The sequence below is a fragment of the Micromonospora kangleipakensis genome, from assembly GCF_004217615.1.
GTDB classification, from domain to species: domain Bacteria; phylum Actinomycetota; class Actinomycetes; order Mycobacteriales; family Micromonosporaceae; genus Micromonospora; species Micromonospora kangleipakensis.
Map to the genome: position 1 here is coordinate 5,674,652 of NZ_SHLD01000001.1, position 18,050 is coordinate 5,692,701.

Sequence of the window (18,050 nt, forward strand, 5' to 3'; positions counted from 1 at the left end):
CCCAGTTTCTGTCAGCCAGGGCTGACACGGCGGCGACCGGTCACCCGCTACCCGCCGGGTCGCTGACCGTGTCGGACACGGTATCGATGTCACCTCCGGCGGCGATGTCGCCGCATGGCACGATCCGCAGATCCGTCGCCCGCGTCCGCAGGTACGCCCGGGCGCCCACGTCGCCGACGGCCAGGGCGGCCACGCCCTCCCAGTGCGCCCGGCCGAGCAGGACCGGATGGCCGCGATCGGCGCCGTAGCCGGCCATGGCGAGCGAGTCCGGGGTGGCGAGCTCGGCGAGCCTGCGCACCGCCTCGGGGGTGACGCCGGGCATGTCGACCAGGAGTACGACGACGGCGACGGCCTCGGTCGGCTGCAGGGCGGCGAGGCCCGCGCGCAGCGAGGAACCCATTCCGGTCGCCCATTCGCGATTGTCGATCACAATGGTGTCGGTGAGGTCGGCGCGATCCCGGACAGCCGCGGCCTCGGCCCCGAGCACCGTCACCAGCGGCCGGCAGCCGCCGTCGCGGGCGGCGGCGACCGCGCGCTCCACGAGCAGCCGGCCGTCGAGATTCACCAGGGCCTTGGGACGCCCGTAGCGCCGGCCCGCGCCGGCGGCGAGCACCAGACCGGCCACCGGCACCGCTACCCGTCGCGCAGCCACGGTCGCACGCTAACGGTCGGGAGCTCGGCGGTGAGGTGCAGCAGGTCCCGGTCCCGACCGGGGGAGGCGACCAGGCAGACGCCGCACGGGAGGCCGTCGGCGGTGGTGGTCGGGATGCTGACCGAGGGCAGGCCGCCGATGCCGGCGAGGCAGGTCAACTGCATGGTGGCCTGGCGAACCTCCGGCGGCACCTGCCCGAGGGGCGGCGCCACGGAGGAAGCCGAGGGAAGCACGAGCAGCCGGTCGCCGACCAGCTCACGGATACGTATGCGCGCGGCGGCGACCTGCTCGGCGGCTTGGGCGGCGTCGTCTTCACCGACATCGGACGCCGCCTCGAAGCGGCCACGCACGTCCGCGCCGAGCGTGTGGAGCCTGGTCGCCAGCCAGCCGCCGTGGGCCTGCCAGGCCTCCCAGGCCTGGAGGGTCTGGAACGCCGTGAGCCAGGCGGGCAGGTCGGGCAGATCCCAGCTCTCGCGTGGGGCCCATCCCCCGACGCGTGTCTCGACCGCCGCGGCGACATCGGGCTGGGCGAGGGCGAGCAGCTCCGGTACGACGACGACCTCGCCGAAGGGACGGACGGCTGAGTCCGGCAGCAGCACGTCGCCGACCGCGGCCAGGAGGAGCGCGTCACGGGTCAGCCAGCCGACCGTGTCGAATGACGGCGCCAACGGCAGCAGGCCGGCAGTGGACACGCTGCCGTGTGTGGGCCGAAAGCCGAACAGGCCCTGATAGGCCGCGGGCACCCGGATGGAGCCGCCCGTGTCGGTGCCGAGGCCGATGGTGGCGTGGCCCAGCGAGACGGCGCTGGCCGACCCGGACGTCGATCCGCCCGAGATGCGGTGCGGGGCCTTGGGGTTCGGCGGAGTGCCGGTGTGCACGTTGGTGCCGGCGAGGCTGTAGGCGAACTCGTCAGTGCGTGCGATCCCCCGCAGGTCCGCCCCGGCGGCCAGCAGCGCCTCGACAGCCGCCGCGTGCCGGGGCTGGATCGGCGCCGCGGCCAGAAAGGCCGGGTTGCCCGCGCCGATGCGGTGACCGGCCACGGCGTACAGGTCCTTTACCGCCAACGAATGGCCGGAGAGTGGTCCTGCTCCCGTTGCGGGGATGAGCGGATCACCCACGACCCGCCAGATCCGGGTGTCCAGCGCCGGCGCCGGCTGGGCGACGTGGGCGGCGGTCACCGCCCAACCGGCCGGCGTACGCTTCCACAACTGGGTCTGCAGGCCGCGGCCGCCGTGGGCGAACTCCGTGACGGCGACGACGAGGGCATGGCTCATGTCGATCGGCTGGACGTGGACCTCCACGATCCGCCGTCGCGGTCCGCCCCCACGCGCGTGGCGGAAGGCGCTGATCCGGTCGTGACCGACCAGCAGTCCGTTCGCGTCGCCGCGCAGCGTGGTCGGCCCCGGTGCGAAAAGCCGGTCGAGGGCGTCGAGGTCGTTGTCGGTCAATGCGCTCTCGTACGCCCAGAACGCGTCCATCAGGCCATCGGGAACGGTCGCGGGAGGATGCGTCGCGGCGGCCACCTGCCCGGCCCCGTCACCGAGCGCACCGTGTTTGCGGATGCCCACGTCTCGAGATCCTACGGAACCCGTGTTTCAATCATGTTCCGTTGCAACCCGATGGCGGGAGCCGAGAGGCCGACATTCGCAGCCAGGGTGCCGAAATGCCGCTGAAACAGCCGTTTCATAGGCTGAGCAACACTCCGCCTGCGCGGGAAGGAATCAGCACCAGGCCATGCATACCGAGCCGATCCACCCACCCTCCCGGCTCCTGATGGGTCCCGGTCCGATCACCGCCGACCCCCGGGTCCTTCGCGCGATGTCGGCCCAGCTCGTCGGGCAGTTCGACCCCTCGATGAGGGCGTACATGACCGAGACGATGACGCTCTACCGCGAGGTCTTCCGCACCACCAACGAGCAGACGTTCCTCGTCGACGGCACCTCCCGTGCCGGCATCGAGGCCGCACTGGTCTCGCTGATCGAGCCCGGTGACCGAGTGCTGGTGCCGATCTTCGGCCGCTTCGGGCAACTGCTGGCCGAGATCGCCGGACGGTGTCGCGCCGAGGTGCACACGATCGAGGTTCCGTGGGGTCAGGTTTTCGAGCCGGACATGGTCGAGCAGGCGGTGCGCAGGGTCTCCCCCAAACTGCTCGCGATCGTGCAGGGCGACACGAGCACCACGATGTGTCAGCCGCTCGCCGACATCGGCCGGATCTGCCGGGACAACGACGTGCTGCTCTACTGCGATGCGACCGCCACCCTCGGTGGCAACACGTTCGAGATGGACGCCTGGGGCCTGGACATCGCGACGGCAGGTCTGCAGAAGTGCCTGGGCGGCCCGTCCGGCAGCGCACCCATCAGCATCTCCCCGCGCGCCGTCGAGGTGATCAACTCACGAAAGCACGTGGAGGCGGGCATCAGGGAGCACGACGACGGCGCCCGGGGGACGCGTATCGCCTCGAACTACTTCGACCTGGCGATGATCATGGACTACTGGGGAAGCCGGCGGCTGAACCACCACACCGAGGCCACGACCATGCTGTACGGCGCCCGCGAATGCGCGCGGCTGCTGGTCGCCGAAGGCATCGACCATACCGTTGAGCGGCATCGCCGGCACGGAGCGGCAATGCTGGCAGGTGTCCGCGGTCTCGGACTCAGCCTCTTCGGCGACGTCACCCACAAGATGTCCAACGTGGTCGCGGTCGAGATCCCCGCCGGAGTCGACGGCGACGCGGCGCGGGCCGCCATGCTGAACGACTACGGCATCGAGATCGGCACCTCCTTCGGCCCGCTCCACGGCCGGGTCTGGCGGATCGGCACGATGGGCTACAACGCTCGCAAGGATGCCGTGCTGCTCACCCTCGCCGCCCTCGAGCAGGTGCTCCGCGCCCGCGGTGTAGAAGTCACGGCCGGCGGGGGCGTCGGCGCGGCTCAGGAGGTGTACGCCGGATGACCGACGCGGAAATCCTCCTCGCCCGCTGCGCCGAACTCAACCGTTTCTCCGCCCGTCCGGACGGGCTCGAACGCGTCTACCTGTCCCGCGAGCACGCGCAGGTCAACAGCCGGGTGGCCCAGTGGATGGCGCAGGCCGGACTGCGTACCTGGCAGGACGCGGCGGGCAACCAGTGCGGACGCCGCGAGGGCCGCACACCCGACCTGCCGGCGTTGCTCCTGGGGTCTCACCTCGACACCGTGCCCGACGCCGGCAGCTACGACGGGATGCTCGGCGTCCTGATGGCCGTCGCGGTGGCCGAGCGGCTCGGTGACCGGGTAAGCGAGCTGCCCTTCGCCCTCGAAGTGATCGGCTTCGGTGACGAGGAGGGCACCCGGTTCGGAACGACGCTACTCGGAAGCCGCGCCGTCGCCGGGCGGTGGAATGAGGCCTGGTGGGACCTGCGCGACCGCGACGGCATCACACTCCACCGCGCCTTCACCGACTTCGGGCTGGACCCGACGCGAGTGGCCGACGCCGCCCGCGCACCGGAGGAGTTGGTCGGGTATCTCGAGGCCCACATCGAGCAAGGCCCCCACCTGGAGGCGGCGGACCGGTCGCTCGGCTACGTCACCACGATCGCCGCGGCGCGGCGCTTCACGTTGAGCATCCTCGGCGAGGCACGCCACGCCGGGGGTACGCCGTACCCGCGCCGGCGGGACGCCCTGGTCGGCGCCAGCGAGGCGATCACCGCCGTGGAGCACATCGCCCGCACCTGCGGCTGTCTCGCCACCGTCGGTCGGATAGCGGTCGCCCCCGGTGCGGTCAATGTGGTCCCCGGCCGCGCCGACTTCAGCCTCGACCTACGGGCCGCCACTGACGAAGACCGGGACGCCGCCTGGGACATGATCCGGGCCCGCATCCAGGACATCTGCTCCGCTCGCGGCCTGCGGTTCGAGGCGCTGGAGATACATCGGGCGGCGGCAACACCGTGCGCGACGTGGCTGCGGGCGGCGGTTGCCAGCGGCATCGCGACGACGGGCGACGCCGAGCCGCTCGGTCTGTGGAGCCCCGCCGGTCACGACGCGATGGCGATCGGGCACGTCACCGACGTGGGCATGCTGTTCGTCCGGTGCCACGACGGCATCAGCCACCATCCGTCCGAGAACGTGCGCGAAATCGACGTCGCTCGCGGCCTCGACGCCCTCGAGAACGCGGTGTTGGCCATCGCCGGCGAGAGACTGCGGCAGTGAGAATCGAGGAGCGCATCGCGCAGTACCATGCCGACCTCTCGCCCCAGGAACGCCGCGCCGCCGATACGCTGATCGAGCACCTCGACGATCTGACGGCCTACCGGGCCGCAGAACTCGCCGCCCTGGCCGGGGTATCCAAGGCCACCATGAGCCGGCTGTTCCGCAGCCTGGGCTTCGCCGACTTCGACGAGGTACGAGAACACCTCCGCGCGCTGCGGTCCGCCGGCGAGCCCCGACGGGTGCAGGTGCCGCCCAGTCTCACCGGCTACGCGGTCCAACAGGCCGACGCGATCCACAAGGCGCTTCAGCAGCCTGCGCTCACCGACGTGGTCGACCTCCTCGCCGCCGCCCGCAGGGTCACCGTCGTCGGCTGGCGCAACAGCTACCCGGTCGCCATGCATCTTCGCCAGCAACTCGCCCACGCCCGAGCGGACGTGCGGCTGGCGCCGCTGCCCGGCCAGGTCATCGGCGAGGAACTCGCCGACATCACCGCCGGAGACCTCATCGTGGTCGTGGGCTTCCGCCGCCGCCCGGCCGGGTTCGGCTCCTTCATGGCCGAGGCCGCAGCCACCCGCGCCGACCTGGTGCTGCTCGCCGATCCCACGGCCCGCGAACATGCAGCCTATTCCCGTTACTGGCTCAACTGCCCGATCTCGACCGGCCTGGCCTTCGACAGCTACGCGGCGGTGATGAGCCTGGTGAGCGTCATCGCCGACGGCGTGCTGTCGACGATCGGCTCGCCCGCCCGCAGGCGGATCTCCGGTATCAGCAGCGCTTATCGACGCCTCGACGAAGTGGAGTGACAGATTGCACCGCCGGGCGGCCGCCTCCTCCGGTACACCAATGACCACCGCCACCGTACCGGTAATACCCGCAGACGGTCCTGAGACCCGACATTGCACACAGCCGGCTGTCCGACTCCGATGATGCGTTACACGGTGGCTTCACTTGATGGGTGACGCCCCGCCGAGTGCTGGTGGAGATGAGCGTGACCGAACTGCGGTATCGGGCCGTGTTGGAGGTTCAGGTCGGGCTTGCCGTGACGGAGGTGGCCGACCGGTTCGGCGTCTCCCGGCAGGCGGTGCACCGGTGGCTGCGCTGGTATTGCCCTTGCCGAAATCCTCATCCGCGCAGGTGGGAGCTGCTGCCCGGCCCCTGAGATCTTGGCGGCTGTCGACTGGTCGGTACCGCTGCACGGGCTGTCGCTCGCTGCGCCATCAGATCACGGTGCTGCAGCGGCAACTGGGCAAGCAGAAAGTCCGGCTCGACGCGAGCAATCGGGCGTTCCCGGCGGCCCTGCTGCACCGGCTCCCGGCAGACGTGCTGCGTAGGTTACGGCTGCTGGTGCGCCCGGACACCGTCCTGCGCTGGCACCGCGACCTCGCGACCAGTGCGCCTCAATGGAGTGCGAGCTTGAGCACCACAATGGCAACGCCCAGTGTGGCTGCGATCAGCCCTGAGAGCGCGGTGCCGAGGGCCGACAGTCCGGACCTCCGAGCAGCGAGAATACCGACGGCGGCGAGGGCCCCGACCGCGACAAGAAGACCTACCGTCACCGCCACGGGAGCCGTCACGCCCAAGGCTCCCAAAGCCACGACCACGAGGAGCGGGACGAAAGTGGCCTCCACCATGGTGTAACGCTCCCGCAATCCATGCAGCAGGTCAGATGCGGTGAGGCGGCCGACCGTGGCGCGATGGGCCAGACCCCTCGCGTACTGCTCGGCGATCCAGTAGACGAGGACGGTGGTGAGAACGCTGATCACCACGGTCTCCAGAGGTTTGTCACCGGCTGCGGCCATCGTGGCCGACGAGACCACGACGCCGTAGATTCCTGAGGACAGTTGCTCGACGCTGAGCCGGCGCCTGCCGGGCAACCGCTGCCAAGCATGCCGAGCCGGCCGTGGAGTGGTCATACGTCTCCTCGTTCCGCGCCTAGTGAGATCCCCACGTCGCTCTGGACGCCAAGCGACTAGGCACGTGTTCGTCCTATGATCTCACCTCGCGCTGGGACCCGGCTCACACTGAGCCATTCCCCGTAACGGCGGGTAGCGTTCTGTGATTGGTCACGTAGCCCGGCCGTGTTCTTGGTGAAGTAGCACGAGCGCCGCTGCGGTAATGGCACCGATGCGCCACGGGCACAGGCTGACCCGGCGCAGTGCTTTGAAGGTGGTCTTGAGCAGGGAGTTCGCCCGTTCAGCTTGAGAGCGTAAGTGGGCGTGGATGAGGTTGGCGCTCTTCTGGTCGTCGGACAGTTGACCCTGGGCGGGTTTCTTGATCGGGACGCGGACTGTTCCTGCTTCGCCTTGATAACCCAGGTCGGCCAGGGCAGGCAGGTCCGGCGTGGCCAGGGCGATCACGGGCAGGATGTTGTGCTGACGGAGACACGTGGTGTCGTGCTCCCGGCCGGGACGGACGTCGGACGTCCACAGTGGCCAGCCGTCGGGGGCGGAGACGACTTGGATGTTGCCGCCATGATGGTGGTGCTTGCCCGACCACCACAGGCCTACCCCTCGGGTCGGGCCCGGTGTGGCGATCCGGTCGGTTTCGATCAGTGTGCCGTCGAGGTTGACGTGGCTGTAGCCGGCGGTCCTGACCGCCAGCAGCGCGCCGTGCAGGTTGGGCCGGCGCTCGGCGAGCACATCGACGCCTTCGTGCAGGTACCGGTATGCGGTCGAGACGCCGATAGCGTTGTCCGTCGCCAGCTGCTTGACCCGGGTGCCGTCGAGGAACCAGCGCAGCACCAGCACTGCGTGGGCGAAGCAGCCCAACGCTCGGCGGCTGGCGCGGGTACCCCGGCGCTGCCGCTCAGCGTGCAGCAGACTGGACAGGAACAGCAACGTCTCCTCGCGCACGGACAGTGCGGCGGCGTATTTGACACTGTTGGCCACGCAGAACCCCTATGAGGTTGATCTTGGAAGGAACCACCTTCGTACCGGGGTTCTGCGTTCTTGTGCTGCATGACAACGCCCTCGGCGCGTCATGGCCCTCTCATTCGCCGCTATCTCGTTCGCCCTTCTAGCGCCGGTCAGTGAGGTTGCCTGGACCGTGTCCGTTGGGATCGGCGCAGTAGCCGGACGATCCGGCCCGGGGTGCGCACGGCGATGGCGGCGGCGCCCGTGGTGCGGCGGGGGCGGCGGACCAGTTCTCCAGCGCAGTTAGGGCAGGCGGCGGTGAGCGCCTCGGTGCAGCGGGGGCAGTACGTGCACTCGTAGCTGCACACGTATGCCTCGGCGGTGGCGGGCAAGGCGCCGTTGCAGCGTTCACATTGCTGCTTCATCTTCAGCATGGTCGCGTCCTCGTCCTCAGCGTGGCCTGTGCGGTGCCAGCATGCGGGCCAGGGCGTGGCAGGCTGCGGCGGTGATCGGTAGCAGCAGGGCCGCGCCCACTACCGCAGCGTGACCATCGCGGGGCACGCCGGACGCGCGTAAGCGCCGCCACGCCCACAGCGAGAACGGGGCGGCGACCAGCGGCGCAGTCACCACACCAGGAGTGTATCCGCGGGTGACCACCGCTTGGGCGACGTGGCCGCCCGCTTGTAAGCCGAACCCGACCAGGGTGGGTTGGTAGAAGCGGCTGCGGCCACCGGTGCGAGCCCCGCTGGCTGCGGCGGCGGCCATCACGGCACCCATCGCGCCGATTGCGATGCGCGCCTGCGACGGGCTGACCCTCACCTGGTCCCAGACCCGCTCGGGCACCTGCGGGAACCGGGCCCGCAGCCGCGGCCCGGCCCGGTCCAGCCAGCCAGCCAGCCAGCCGCCCATCGTGACGAGTTCTTCACTGTCGTGGATCGCCCAGGCCGCCAGCAGTCCCCAGGTGGCCGTCGCAGTCGGTCCCCGACCCCGGTTCGATATGAAAATCTGGATGAGGGGTTCTCGATGGGCCGATGGGGGTGCCCCGCCCCCACCCCGGGGGGGGCGGGGCACCGGTCTGCGACTACTTGGTGAAGGAGAACGTGCACAGCCGGAGGTCTCCGCTGAACACGAGGTAGACGTCATGCCGGCCGGTGGCTCCGGTGACCGCGGCGGTGACGTCCCGGTAGGTGTACTTGTCTCCGGTGGACGGCACGCTCACGGTGCCGACGACCGGGCCGTTCGCGCCGTCGAGCCGGATCTGGACCGACCCGTCGCCCGCGTCGGCATTCGCCGTCCGGGCTTTGAAGCCCTTCAGTCCAGAGCCGAGGTCGGCGTCCGCGAACTTGATCCAGTCGCCGGTGGCGCCGCCGACTGCGGTGCCGGTCGCCTTGGACTCGTCGACGAGCTTGGCCCCGGAGTAGTCGTCGAATGTAATCGCCTGGGTCGTCTTCGACAGGTCCCGGGCGGGGATCTTCTCACCGTTGACCCGCAGCGTCGTCCGCTGGCGGATGTCGGCGGAGGAGGAGCCGATGAGCACGTCATAGGAGGACGACTCCACCACCCAATTGCCGCGGGTGACGTCCCAGTGCGCCAGGTCGGCCGCCTTCAGCCGGAGCTGCACGGACTTGGTCTGGCCCGCGCCCAAGTGCACCTTGGCGAAGGTGCGCAGCTGCTTGACCGGCTGCTTGTCGCGGGAGGTCCGCTGGTGGGTGTAGAGCTGGACCACCTCGTCTCCGGCGACCTTGCTGGTGTTGGTGACATCGACGCTCACCGTGACGGTGCCGCCGGCACCGACCTGGCCGGCCGAGAGCCGTGGCGTGCCGTACCTGAAAGTGCTGTACGACAGGCCGTACCCGAACGGGTAGAGCGGGGTGCCCTGGTAGTAGAGGTAGGTCCGGTTGGACTTGATGATGTCGTAGTCGAACATGCTCGGCAGGTCGGCGTCGGACTTGTACCAGGTTTGGGTCAGCCGCCCGGACGGGTTGACGTCGCCGAACAGCACGTCGGCCAGTGCATGCCCGGTCTCCGGCCCCGCGTGCGTGGTCCACAGGATCGCCGGAACGTTGGCCTGCTCCCAGTTGAGGGTGGTCGGGTAGCTGTTCTCCACCACCACAATCGTGTTCGGGTTGGCCTTACGCACCGCCTTGACGAGCTCCTCCTGGCCCTCCGCGAGCACCATGGTGGTCCGGTCGTGGTCCTCACGGCCGTTGATCCACGGGTTGCTGCCGACCACCACCACCGCTGTGTCGGCACCCGTCACGGCCTTGACCGCCTCATCGACACCGCTGCTGACCACCTCCTTGGAGAACTTGGTGGCGTCCGCCTTGGTGGCGAGCTGCAAGGTGCCGTCGTCGGCGACCTTCGCGTAGACGGTCGACGGATCGGCCCAGCCGTAGGCCTTCTCGTAGCCTGCGTAGCGGAGCAGGTAGTTGCCGTCGTCCTGCTTCTCCAGCTTGAAGATCTGCTGGACGAACCAGCCGTTGGGCTCAGACTGATCGTTGGCGAAGTTGGAGCCCCAGTTGTAGCGCCCGACGAACTTGCCGTTGGCGACGGCGCGTAGGGTGACGATGCCCTGGCCCCAGTCGAAGACGTCGAACTGCTCGGTGGCGCCCGCCGTGGCGGCAGTCGCCTTGAGCAGCGCACCGCCGTCACCGGTCCCCGCAGTGACGTACTTACCGGAACCGACGTCCTTGAGCGCGATGCGGTCGGCGCCCTCGCTGTCGGTCACGGTGCCGGAGGAGCCGAGCCGCTCCTTGATACCGTCCACCGGGGTGACCTTGTACGGCAGCTCCGCGGAGTACCAGTCCCGGTAGAGGACCTTGGCCAGCGGGCCGACCACGGCGACCTTCTTGGTCTTGGCCGCGTCGAGGGGCAGGATGCCGGAGTTCTTCAGCAGCACCTGTGCATCGGCGGCGGTCTGCCGGGCCAGCTTCTTGTGCGCGGTGTTGCCGATCACCGACGAGGTGATCTTGGCGTACGGGCCGCCGTCGGGGTCGAACTCGCCGAGCCGGACCCGGATGCTGAGGACGTCGCGCACCGCTGGGTCGATGTCGGCCTCGGTGAGCAGCCCCTGCGCCAGCGCGTTCTTGATCGCGTTGACCGTCCTGCTGTTGTCGCCGTTGCCGATGGTAAAGCTGTCGTTGCCGGATTTGACGACGGCGGCGAACGCCTCGGTGTCGTTGGCGTAGTACTTCTGCGACTCGCTCAGACCGCCGGGCGCGTAGGCGTCGCTAACGTGGAACAGCGGCTTCTTGGTCCACGAGCGAACCACCGTGTTCAGGTCCGCGCTGACGGTCGCGGGCCGCCCGTTGACCAGGTTGTAGGAGGTCATCACGCCGGTCGCCGCGTCGGCCGCCAGGGTCGGCCGGAACGCCTCCCGGTCGTATTCATTCAGCACGCGCTCGGGCACCTGCGAGTCGGTGGTGTCCCGGTCCAGCCCCGAGCCGGCGGGGCCGTCGTCGTTGTTGTACGCCAGATAGTGCTTGAGCGTCGGCGCGGTCAGTAGGTACTTGGGATTGCCGCCCTGCAGGCCCTTGCCATACGCGGTGGCGATCGCGCCGGTCAGCGTCGGGTCCTCGGAGTAACCCTCCTCGTTGCGGCCCCAGCGGGGGTCGCGCAGCAGGTTGGTGACCGGGGCCCACATGTTCAGGCCCCACAGCATCCGCTCATCGTTGGTGGCGTGGTAACCGCGCGCCTCGACACCGGTCGCCCGGCCGACCTGCTTGATCAGCTCCGGGTCCCACGTGCTGGCCAGCCCGATGGCCTGCGGGAACACCGTGCCCTTGGCCAGCAGTTGGTTGCCGGAGGCGTCGCTGGTCCATGCGACGCCGTGCAACGCTTCGGTGCCCGTCTTGAAGGCCTTGATGCCCAGCCTGGGGATGGCCGGCTGGTATTGGTGCAGCAGCGAGATCTTCTCATCCAGGGTCAGTCGCCCGAGGAGATCGTCGACCCGCTTGCTCAACGAGAGATCCGGGTTCTGGAAGGGGTAGCTCTCCTGGGCGTTCGCCGGGGCGGCCAGACCCAGGGCCAGCACGGCCGTGATCATGGTCGGTACCAGTGATCTGCGGAATCGGCCCGGTGAACGGGCCGCCCGATGGGTGGGTTTCATTGTGTCCTCCTCGATAGGTGAAGCACTTCACTGAAACTGTTGAGCCCATCGCCCGATATTCCTGTTGGCCTTCAGCAGTTATCTAATGCGGACGACCAATCGGCAAAGTGTGTTAACAGCGCAAGAGTCGAAGCGTTTCGATTCCGCTCAATAATGGACATTATTAGGTCCCGTTCTCCTTAAACTTCGTCGACGTGCGGGGCGGTGCTGGCGCGTTGAGTCAGGCGTGGCGGCAGCAGCGTTGCCTCCGGCACCTCATGCCCGTCCAGCTTTTCCATGAGCAGTTCGACGGCCCGTTTCCCCACCTCTTCGGCCGGGATGGCGACCGAGGTGAGCGGCAACTCGGCGTGCTCGGCCAGCTCGTCGGGGCAGATGGCGACCACCGACAGGTCGTCGGGAACCCGCCGACCGGCCCGCCGGAACGCGTCCACGATCGGTGCGACGATCGGCTCGTTGTGCACCACCACCCCGGTCAGGTCAGGGTGCTCGTCGAGCAGCGTCGCGACCATCGCACGGGCGGCGTCGGGAGTCGCCTCGCACGGGTGCAGCGTCGAGGTGAGGCCATAGCGGCGGGCCGCGGCCATGAAACCGTCGGCGGTCCGCTGCGCGAACCCGGTCTCCCGCTCGTAGACCTCGGACGGTGAACCGATTAGCCCTACGCAGCGGTGCCCGAGATCGGCCAGATGGTCGACACAGACTTCACCGGCCGCCTTGAAGTCCAGGTCTATGCAGGTGAGCCCGGCGGATTCTGCGGGGAAGCCGATGAGCACCGCGGGCCGGTCCAAGGTGCGCAGCAACGGGATGCGCGCGTCGCGCATCTGGACGTCCATCACGATGAGCGCGTCGACCAGGGAACTGCCGGCGACCCGGCGCAGCCCTTCCTCGCCCTCCTCCTGGGTGAGCAGCAGCACGTCATGATCGTGCCGACGGGCCGTGGTCACCACGGAGACCGCGAACTGCATCACAACCGGGACGTGGATACCGGAACGCAACGGGATCACCAACGCGAGCACGTTCGAGCGATTGCTCGCCAGCGCGCGGGCCCCCGCGTGCGGGCGGTAGCCCAGCTCCCGGATGCTCTCCCCCACCCGGCGCCGGGTCTCCTCTGAGATGGAACGCTTGCCGCTCAGCACATAGGAGACCGTGCTCGGCGACACGCCAGCATGGCGCGCCACGTCAGTGATCTTGACCACGAACCACCCCTATTTGAAGCGTTTCGATTAACTGAATATTAAACGGGTCACACCTCCGACACAATGGCATGGGCGGAGATGATGTCCCGATACCAGAAGGCGCTGTCCTTCCACGTGCGCCGCTGCGTCTCGTAGTCGGCATGGATGATGCCAAAACGCTTTGAGTAGCCGTACGCCCACTCGAACTTGTCGAGCAGAGACCAGGCGAAATAGCCTCGTACACCCACTCCGGCGTCGATGGACCGGCCGAGCGCCTCAAGATGGTCATGCAGATATGCGACCCGGCGACCGTCGTGCACCCGTCCCTCCGGGGTTACCCGGTCGTCGAACGCGGCGCCGTTCTCAGTGATCATCAATGGCAGCCCCGGGTGGTCGCGGTGCAGCCGCAGCAGCAACTCTTCCACCCCGGTCGCATCGATGGGCAAGCCCATCTCCGTGTAGGGCCCGGGCTGCTGGACGAACTCGACGTCGTCACACCCCACCCTCGGCGAGGCCGTGCCGTCGCCGCGCCCGTCCGCCTGCGGCAGCACCCTCGGCCAGGAGATCGAGAACCAGTAGGCGCCCAGGCCCAAGGCGCTCATCGCCTCGACGTCCTCCTGCCACCGGCGATAATGGTCGGTCGCCACGTCGCCGGTGTCACCGGCCAGCACCTTGCCTGGCGTATGACTGAACGTGTCCCAGATCGACGCGGTCCGGCCGTCCTCCTCCACCGCGCCCTCGATCTGGTACGCGGCAGTGGCCGCGCCCGACAGGAAGCCCTCCGGGAAGACCGTGTTCGTGTTCGCGCTCATGCGACCCCCCTGACGACAAGCGTGTCCTCTGCGGCCTGGACGAGTACGCCCTGTTCGTGCTCGGTGGCCATGCCCCCCTCGACGGACCCGACCGACCGTACATGGACGAGGAGGACCTGCCAGCCTGTTGCGGCGCCGGTCGCCTCGACCCGTACGACGTCGGCCTCGCGGGAGGTCATGAACGTCGCAGCGGTCTCCCCGGTCGGCGCCGGGATCTCGGTCGCGACATGGGCACCGTCGGGCAACTCGTACACACGCAGCGTGACACCGTCGGCGTAGTCGTAGTCGGGCCGGTCGTCGACCGCGCCGACCGGAAGCACCGCACCGGGTCGTACGAGCAGCGGCACGCTGTCGAAGCCATGACGTTCGCGGACCCACCGTGGCCCGGCGACCTGCTCCCCCGTGAGGTAGTGCGTCCACGTCCCCTCGGGCACGTAGTAGGAGACCTCACCGCTCTCGGAGAACACGGGTGCGACGAGCAGATCGTCGCCGAGCATGTACTGCCGCTCCAGATGCGTGCACGCCGGGTCGTCGGGGAACTCGACGACCATCGCCCGCATGATCGGCAGTCCCTCGGTGTAGGCCTGCCGCGCCGCTCCGGTGATGTACGGCATGAGCCGCAGCTTCAGCTTGGTGAACAGTCGGAGCACGTCGACGGAGTCCTCGTCGAACAGCCACGGAACCCGGTAGGAGTGGCTGCCGTGCAGCCGGCTGTGCGAGGAGAGCAGGCCGAACGTGATCCACCGCTTGAACAGGGCGGCGTCAGGGGTTCCCTCGAAGCCCCCGATGTCGTGGCTCCAGTAGCCGAAACCCGACATCCCGAGCGACAGGCCGCCGCGCAGGCTCTCACCCATCGCCTTGAAGGTGGACTCGCAGTCGCCGCCCCAGTGGACCGGGAATTGCTGGGTGCCCGCTGTGGCCGAACGCGCGAAGACGATCGCCTCGGCCTCTCCGCGGCGCTTACGGAGGAGGTCGAACACCGTCTGGTTGTAGAGGTAGGTGTAGTAGTTGTGCATCCGCTCCGGATCGGAGCCATCGAAGTACACCACGTCGGTCGGGATGCGCTCGCCGAAGTCGGTCTTGAAACAGTCGACGCCCATGTCGAGCAGCGCGTCCAGCTTCGAGGCGTACCACTCCCGGGCCTCGGGGTTGGTGAAGTCGACCACCGCCATGCCCGGCTGCCACCGGTCCCACTGCCACACGTCCCCATTGGGCCGCTTGAGCAGGTAGCCCCTGGCCTGACCGTCCGCGAACAGCGGCGAGCGTTGCGCGATATACGGGTTGATCCACAGGCTGATCTTCAGTCCCCGCTCCTTCATCCGCCTGAGCATCCCGGGCGGGTCGGGGAAGGTCCTCGGATCCCACTCGAAGTCACACCAGTTGAACTCGCGCATCCAGAAACAGTCGAAGTGGAAGACCGACAGCGGCAGATCCCGCTCGGCCATCCCGTCAATGAAGCTGGTCACCGTCGTCTCGTCGTACGACGTGGTAAACGAGGTGGACAGCCACAGGCCGTACGACCACACGGGCAGCCGCGCGGGACGCCCGGTCAGCGCGGTGTACTTGCGCAGGATCTCCTTCGGCGTCGGACCGTAGATGATGAAGTACTCCATCGACTGGCCCTCGACGCTGAACTGCACCCGCGATACCGCCTCCGAGGCGACCTCGAAGGACACATGCCCAGGGTGGTTGACGAAGATGCCGTAGCCGGCGTTGGTGAGGAAGAACGGGACGTTCTTGTATGCCTGCTCGCTGGCGGTGCCGCCATCGGCGTTCCAGACATCGACGACCTGGCCGTTCTTGACCAGCGGCCCGAAGCGTTCACCCAGCCCGTAGACGTGGTGGTCGACGCCGAGATCCAGCTGTTCCCGCACGTAGTGCTTGCCGTCGTCGGTGTCGATGACAGCCATGGCCGTCGACCCACTCGTGGTGAGCGTACGACCGTCGGCCAGGAAGTCGACGCGCCACTGGTCGCCCCGGTCGATCCGTACGGACAACTCACCCGAGGTGAGGACAGCGGCCTCGTCGTCCACCGAGATCTCCACCTCGGCGGGCCCGTCCTGCAGCTCGAACTCTGGCCGTCGCGCCTCTCCGGCAAAGTGGGTGATCCTGACACCGATGACCTCCGGCACGGGGCTCGTGCACGCGATCGTGACGACCGGACCCTCGAGCAGGTCACCTCGATGCTGGATCCGCTTGACGGGCGCGTGCACCGTCAGGGATCCGGGCCCGGTCGTCGCGTCAAGAACCTCGACCGGGTGGACGGCATGCACGCCCTCCCGCATCAGCCAGTAGCCATCGGTGAACTTCATGTACGGGGAGTACCTCTCACGCTCGAAGGGGCTGAGCTCACTTGATCGCGCCCGCTGTCAGGCCGCGGGTCAGGGTCCGCTGGAAGATCAGAAAGAAGATGACCGTCGGGATGATGCCGAGCAGTGCCGAGGCGCTCGACATCGTGGCGTCCATGAGTCGCTGGCCCTGCAGAACACCCAGGGCAACCGAGACCGTCTGGTTCTCATTCGAAGTCAGGAACACGAGCGGGATCAGGAACTCGTTCCAGGTCCAGATGAAGAAGAAGACCAGCAGCACGGCGACGGTCGGGCGGGTGACCGGGACGACGATCCGCCACAGCACCTGCCACGTGCTCGCCCCGTCCATCCGCGCCGCCTCGAGCAACGCCCGCGGGAAGGAACCGAGGACCGACGACAGGAGATAGGTCCCGAAGGCGCTCTGGATAACGGTGAAGATGATGATCACGCTAAGGCGGGTGTCGTAGAGGCCCACTTGCTTCGACAGGTAGTAAAGCGGGTAGACCAACGCCTCCTGCGGCAGCGTGTTCGCCATGAGCAACAGGACGAGAATCCATAGCCGGCCCTTGATCCGGCCGATGCCGAGGGCGTAGGCGTTCAGAACCGACAGGATCACCGCGAAGGCGGCGACAGAGCCGCTGATGATGACACTGTTGAGGAGCTTCTCGCCGAAAGCGACGCGCTCCCAGAAGTCCTTCAAGCCCTGCAGATGGATGCCATCGGGCACGGCGAGCGGACCGTTCGTTGAGTACTCCTCGGGGGTCTTCAGCGCGTTGAAGACAACGATCACGAAGGGGATCAGCATCACGAGGACGAGCACGATCAGCGCCGCCAGGACGACGTAGTTCGACGGGTCACGCCGTCGCCTCGCTCTGCTGGGCGCCTTGATTGGTGGTTCGACCGAAGTAGCGGTCACTGCTCCTCCCCCAGGTCCTTGCTCTGTACGCGCAGGAAGACGACCGTCAGCGCCACGATGATCAGGGTGAGAATGGTGGCGATCGCCGACCCATAGCCCACTTCGGTCTTGTCAAAGAAGTTCTGGAACGAGTAGTACGCCGGCACGTTCGTCGCCCCGCCGGGCCCACCCTTGGTGAGTACGTAGATGTGCCCGAAGACCTTCAGCGAGGCGATGGTGCACCACAGCAGGCACACGAAGGTCTCCGGCCGGATCTGCGGGATCGTGATGTGCCAGAACCGCCGCCACCACGACGCGCCGTCGATCTCAGCCGCCTCGTAGAGCGAGGGATCGACCCGCTGAAGACCCGACATGAAGATGACCAGCGGAAAGCCGATCTGGATCCAGACCATGACCACCATCACGCTCCATATGGCGGTCATGGGGTCACCCAGCCAGTCGTGCGCGAGTGAGTCCAGGCCGACGGCCTTGAACATCTCGTTGACGGCGCCGTTGTCCGGAGCCAGAAGCCAGCTCCACACGATGCCGACGAGCACGACGGGAAGCAGCTGCGGCAGGTAGATGCAGGCGCGCAGCACGCTGGCCGTACGCGGACCGAACTTCTTACCGATGAAGTCCGTGAGCGCCGCCGCCAGCACAAGCCCGATACACGTCGGGATGATCGCCATCGCGATGATCAGCGCCGCGTTGTTGCGGAAGGAAGCCCAGAACTCCCCGTCCGAGAACAGCGCCTTGTAGTTGTCCAGGCCCGTCCACTTGGGAGTACCGATCCCCGGCCACTCGGTGAAGCTGATGCCGATGTTCATGATGAACGGCACGCCGATGACGCCGACGAACAGCAGCAGCCCGGGGAGCAGGTAGAGCCAGTACGCCGCGCGATCACGCGATCGCCCGGTCCGGCGGGGCTTCGGTGGCGTGGGTGGCGGACGCCGCCCCGCCACCGGTGGCGACGCCGGTGTCGCGCTCGCTGGTCGTGTCATGCCGCGCCTTTCACGAGAGGGCCTTTCGCCGCCTCGCAGGGGCAGTGCGCAGGCGGGCGCACTGC

At 68.2% G+C, this 18,050-nt stretch carries 15 protein-coding genes and 1 pseudogene; 4 read left to right on the top strand and 12 right to left on the bottom strand.

Going from position 1 to position 18,050, the window contains the following annotated elements:
* Positions 1-40 precede the first annotated feature (40 nt).
* Together EV384_RS27080 and EV384_RS27085 are read right to left on the bottom strand one after the other, a co-directional pair.
* Positions 41-652, bottom strand: coding sequence for a nucleotidyltransferase family protein (locus EV384_RS27080; protein WP_242624316.1), 612 nt, complete (start codon positions 650-652; stop codon positions 41-43).
* Positions 634-2,220, bottom strand: a complete 1,587-nt coding sequence (locus EV384_RS27085; RefSeq protein ID WP_207232475.1) for an AtzH-like domain-containing protein — start codon at positions 2,218-2,220, stop codon at positions 634-636. Before EV384_RS27085 ends, EV384_RS27080 begins: the two co-directional genes overlap by 19 nt.
* A gap of 166 nt (positions 2,221-2,386) precedes the next feature.
* On the opposite strand from EV384_RS27085, the gene EV384_RS27090 reads away from it, so the two are divergent.
* From EV384_RS27090 to EV384_RS27105, 4 genes and pseudogenes are all read left to right on the top strand, one after another.
* Complete coding sequence (locus tag EV384_RS27090; RefSeq protein ID WP_207232476.1) at positions 2,387-3,604, top strand: pyridoxal-phosphate-dependent aminotransferase family protein; 1,218 nt, start codon at positions 2,387-2,389, stop codon at positions 3,602-3,604.
* On the top strand, positions 3,601-4,836 hold the full coding sequence (locus EV384_RS27095; RefSeq protein WP_130337660.1) for an allantoate amidohydrolase: 1,236 nt from the start codon (positions 3,601-3,603) through the stop codon (positions 4,834-4,836). The genes EV384_RS27090 and EV384_RS27095 overlap by 4 nt, the downstream gene beginning before the upstream one ends.
* On the top strand, positions 4,833-5,639 hold the full coding sequence (locus EV384_RS27100) for a MurR/RpiR family transcriptional regulator (protein WP_130337662.1): 807 nt from the start codon (positions 4,833-4,835) through the stop codon (positions 5,637-5,639). Before EV384_RS27095 ends, EV384_RS27100 begins: the two co-directional genes overlap by 4 nt.
* 179 nt (positions 5,640-5,818) lie before the next feature.
* A pseudogene (locus EV384_RS27105) lies at positions 5,819-5,941 on the top strand (helix-turn-helix domain-containing protein); the annotation flags it as partial.
* Positions 5,942-6,233: 292 nt separating this feature from the next.
* On the opposite strand, the gene EV384_RS35100 reads toward EV384_RS27105, so the two are convergent.
* The 10 genes from EV384_RS35100 to EV384_RS27155 form a co-directional block, all read right to left on the bottom strand.
* Entirely contained in the window at positions 6,234-6,749 is a 516-nt protein-coding gene (locus EV384_RS35100) for a hypothetical protein (RefSeq protein ID WP_165440085.1), read from the bottom strand.
* A gap of 150 nt (positions 6,750-6,899) precedes the next feature.
* On the bottom strand, positions 6,900-7,724 hold the full coding sequence (locus tag EV384_RS27115; protein ID WP_130337666.1) for a transposase family protein: 825 nt from the start codon (positions 7,722-7,724) through the stop codon (positions 6,900-6,902).
* Between the two features lie 137 nt (positions 7,725-7,861).
* Positions 7,862-8,122: a DUF1272 domain-containing protein gene (locus EV384_RS27120; protein WP_130337668.1), complete on the bottom strand. Its 261-nt coding sequence runs from the start codon at positions 8,120-8,122 to the stop codon at positions 7,862-7,864.
* A 16-nt stretch (positions 8,123-8,138) separates the two neighbouring features.
* Entirely contained in the window at positions 8,139-8,831 is a 693-nt protein-coding gene (locus EV384_RS27125; RefSeq protein WP_130337670.1) for an HXXEE domain-containing protein, read from the bottom strand.
* The gene (locus EV384_RS27130; protein WP_341273641.1) at positions 8,770-11,721 is read right to left on the bottom strand and encodes a glycoside hydrolase family 3 protein; all 2,952 of its coding nucleotides are present in this window, start codon (positions 11,719-11,721) and stop codon (positions 8,770-8,772) included. The genes EV384_RS27125 and EV384_RS27130 overlap by 62 nt, the downstream gene beginning before the upstream one ends.
* Positions 11,722-11,975: 254 nt before the next feature.
* Complete coding sequence (locus EV384_RS27135; RefSeq protein ID WP_130337674.1) at positions 11,976-12,989, bottom strand: LacI family DNA-binding transcriptional regulator; 1,014 nt, start codon at positions 12,987-12,989, stop codon at positions 11,976-11,978.
* A 47-nt stretch (positions 12,990-13,036) separates the two neighbouring features.
* Positions 13,037-13,780 carry a family 1 glycosylhydrolase gene (locus EV384_RS27140; protein ID WP_130337676.1) on the bottom strand — a complete coding sequence of 248 codons (744 nt, stop codon included), beginning with the start codon at positions 13,778-13,780 and terminating at the stop codon, positions 13,037-13,039.
* On the bottom strand, positions 13,777-16,092 hold the full coding sequence (yicI, locus tag EV384_RS27145) for an alpha-xylosidase (RefSeq protein ID WP_130337678.1): 2,316 nt from the start codon (positions 16,090-16,092) through the stop codon (positions 13,777-13,779). The genes EV384_RS27140 and yicI overlap by 4 nt, the downstream gene beginning before the upstream one ends.
* Positions 16,093-16,129: 37 nt before the next feature.
* Positions 16,130-17,005, bottom strand: a complete 876-nt coding sequence (locus EV384_RS27150) for a carbohydrate ABC transporter permease (protein ID WP_242624318.1) — start codon at positions 17,003-17,005, stop codon at positions 16,130-16,132.
* On the bottom strand, positions 17,002-17,823 hold the full coding sequence (locus EV384_RS27155; protein WP_242624319.1) for a carbohydrate ABC transporter permease: 822 nt from the start codon (positions 17,821-17,823) through the stop codon (positions 17,002-17,004). The genes EV384_RS27150 and EV384_RS27155 overlap by 4 nt, the downstream gene beginning before the upstream one ends.
* Positions 17,824-18,050 lie beyond the last annotated feature (227 nt).

Bases quoted from the DNA above. Each gene is read 5' to 3' on its own strand.
- EV384_RS27090 (WP_207232476.1), top strand. From the start codon at position 2,387: ATGCATACCGAGCCGATCCACCCACCCTCCCGGCTCCTGATGGGTCCC.
- EV384_RS27095 (WP_130337660.1), top strand. From the start codon at position 3,601: ATGACCGACGCGGAAATCCTCCTCGCCCGCTGCGCCGAACTCAACCGT.
- EV384_RS35100 (WP_165440085.1), bottom strand. From the start codon at position 6,749: ATGACCACTCCACGGCCGGCTCGGCATGCTTGGCAGCGGTTGCCCGGC.
- EV384_RS27120 (WP_130337668.1), bottom strand. From the start codon at position 8,122: ATGCTGAAGATGAAGCAGCAATGTGAACGCTGCAACGGCGCCTTGCCC.
- EV384_RS27125 (WP_130337670.1), bottom strand. From the start codon at position 8,831: ATGACGTCTACCTCGTGTTCAGCGGAGACCTCCGGCTGTGCACGTTCT.
- EV384_RS27140 (WP_130337676.1), bottom strand. From the start codon at position 13,780: ATGAGCGCGAACACGAACACGGTCTTCCCGGAGGGCTTCCTGTCGGGC.
- yicI (WP_130337678.1), bottom strand. From the start codon at position 16,092: ATGAAGTTCACCGATGGCTACTGGCTGATGCGGGAGGGCGTGCATGCC.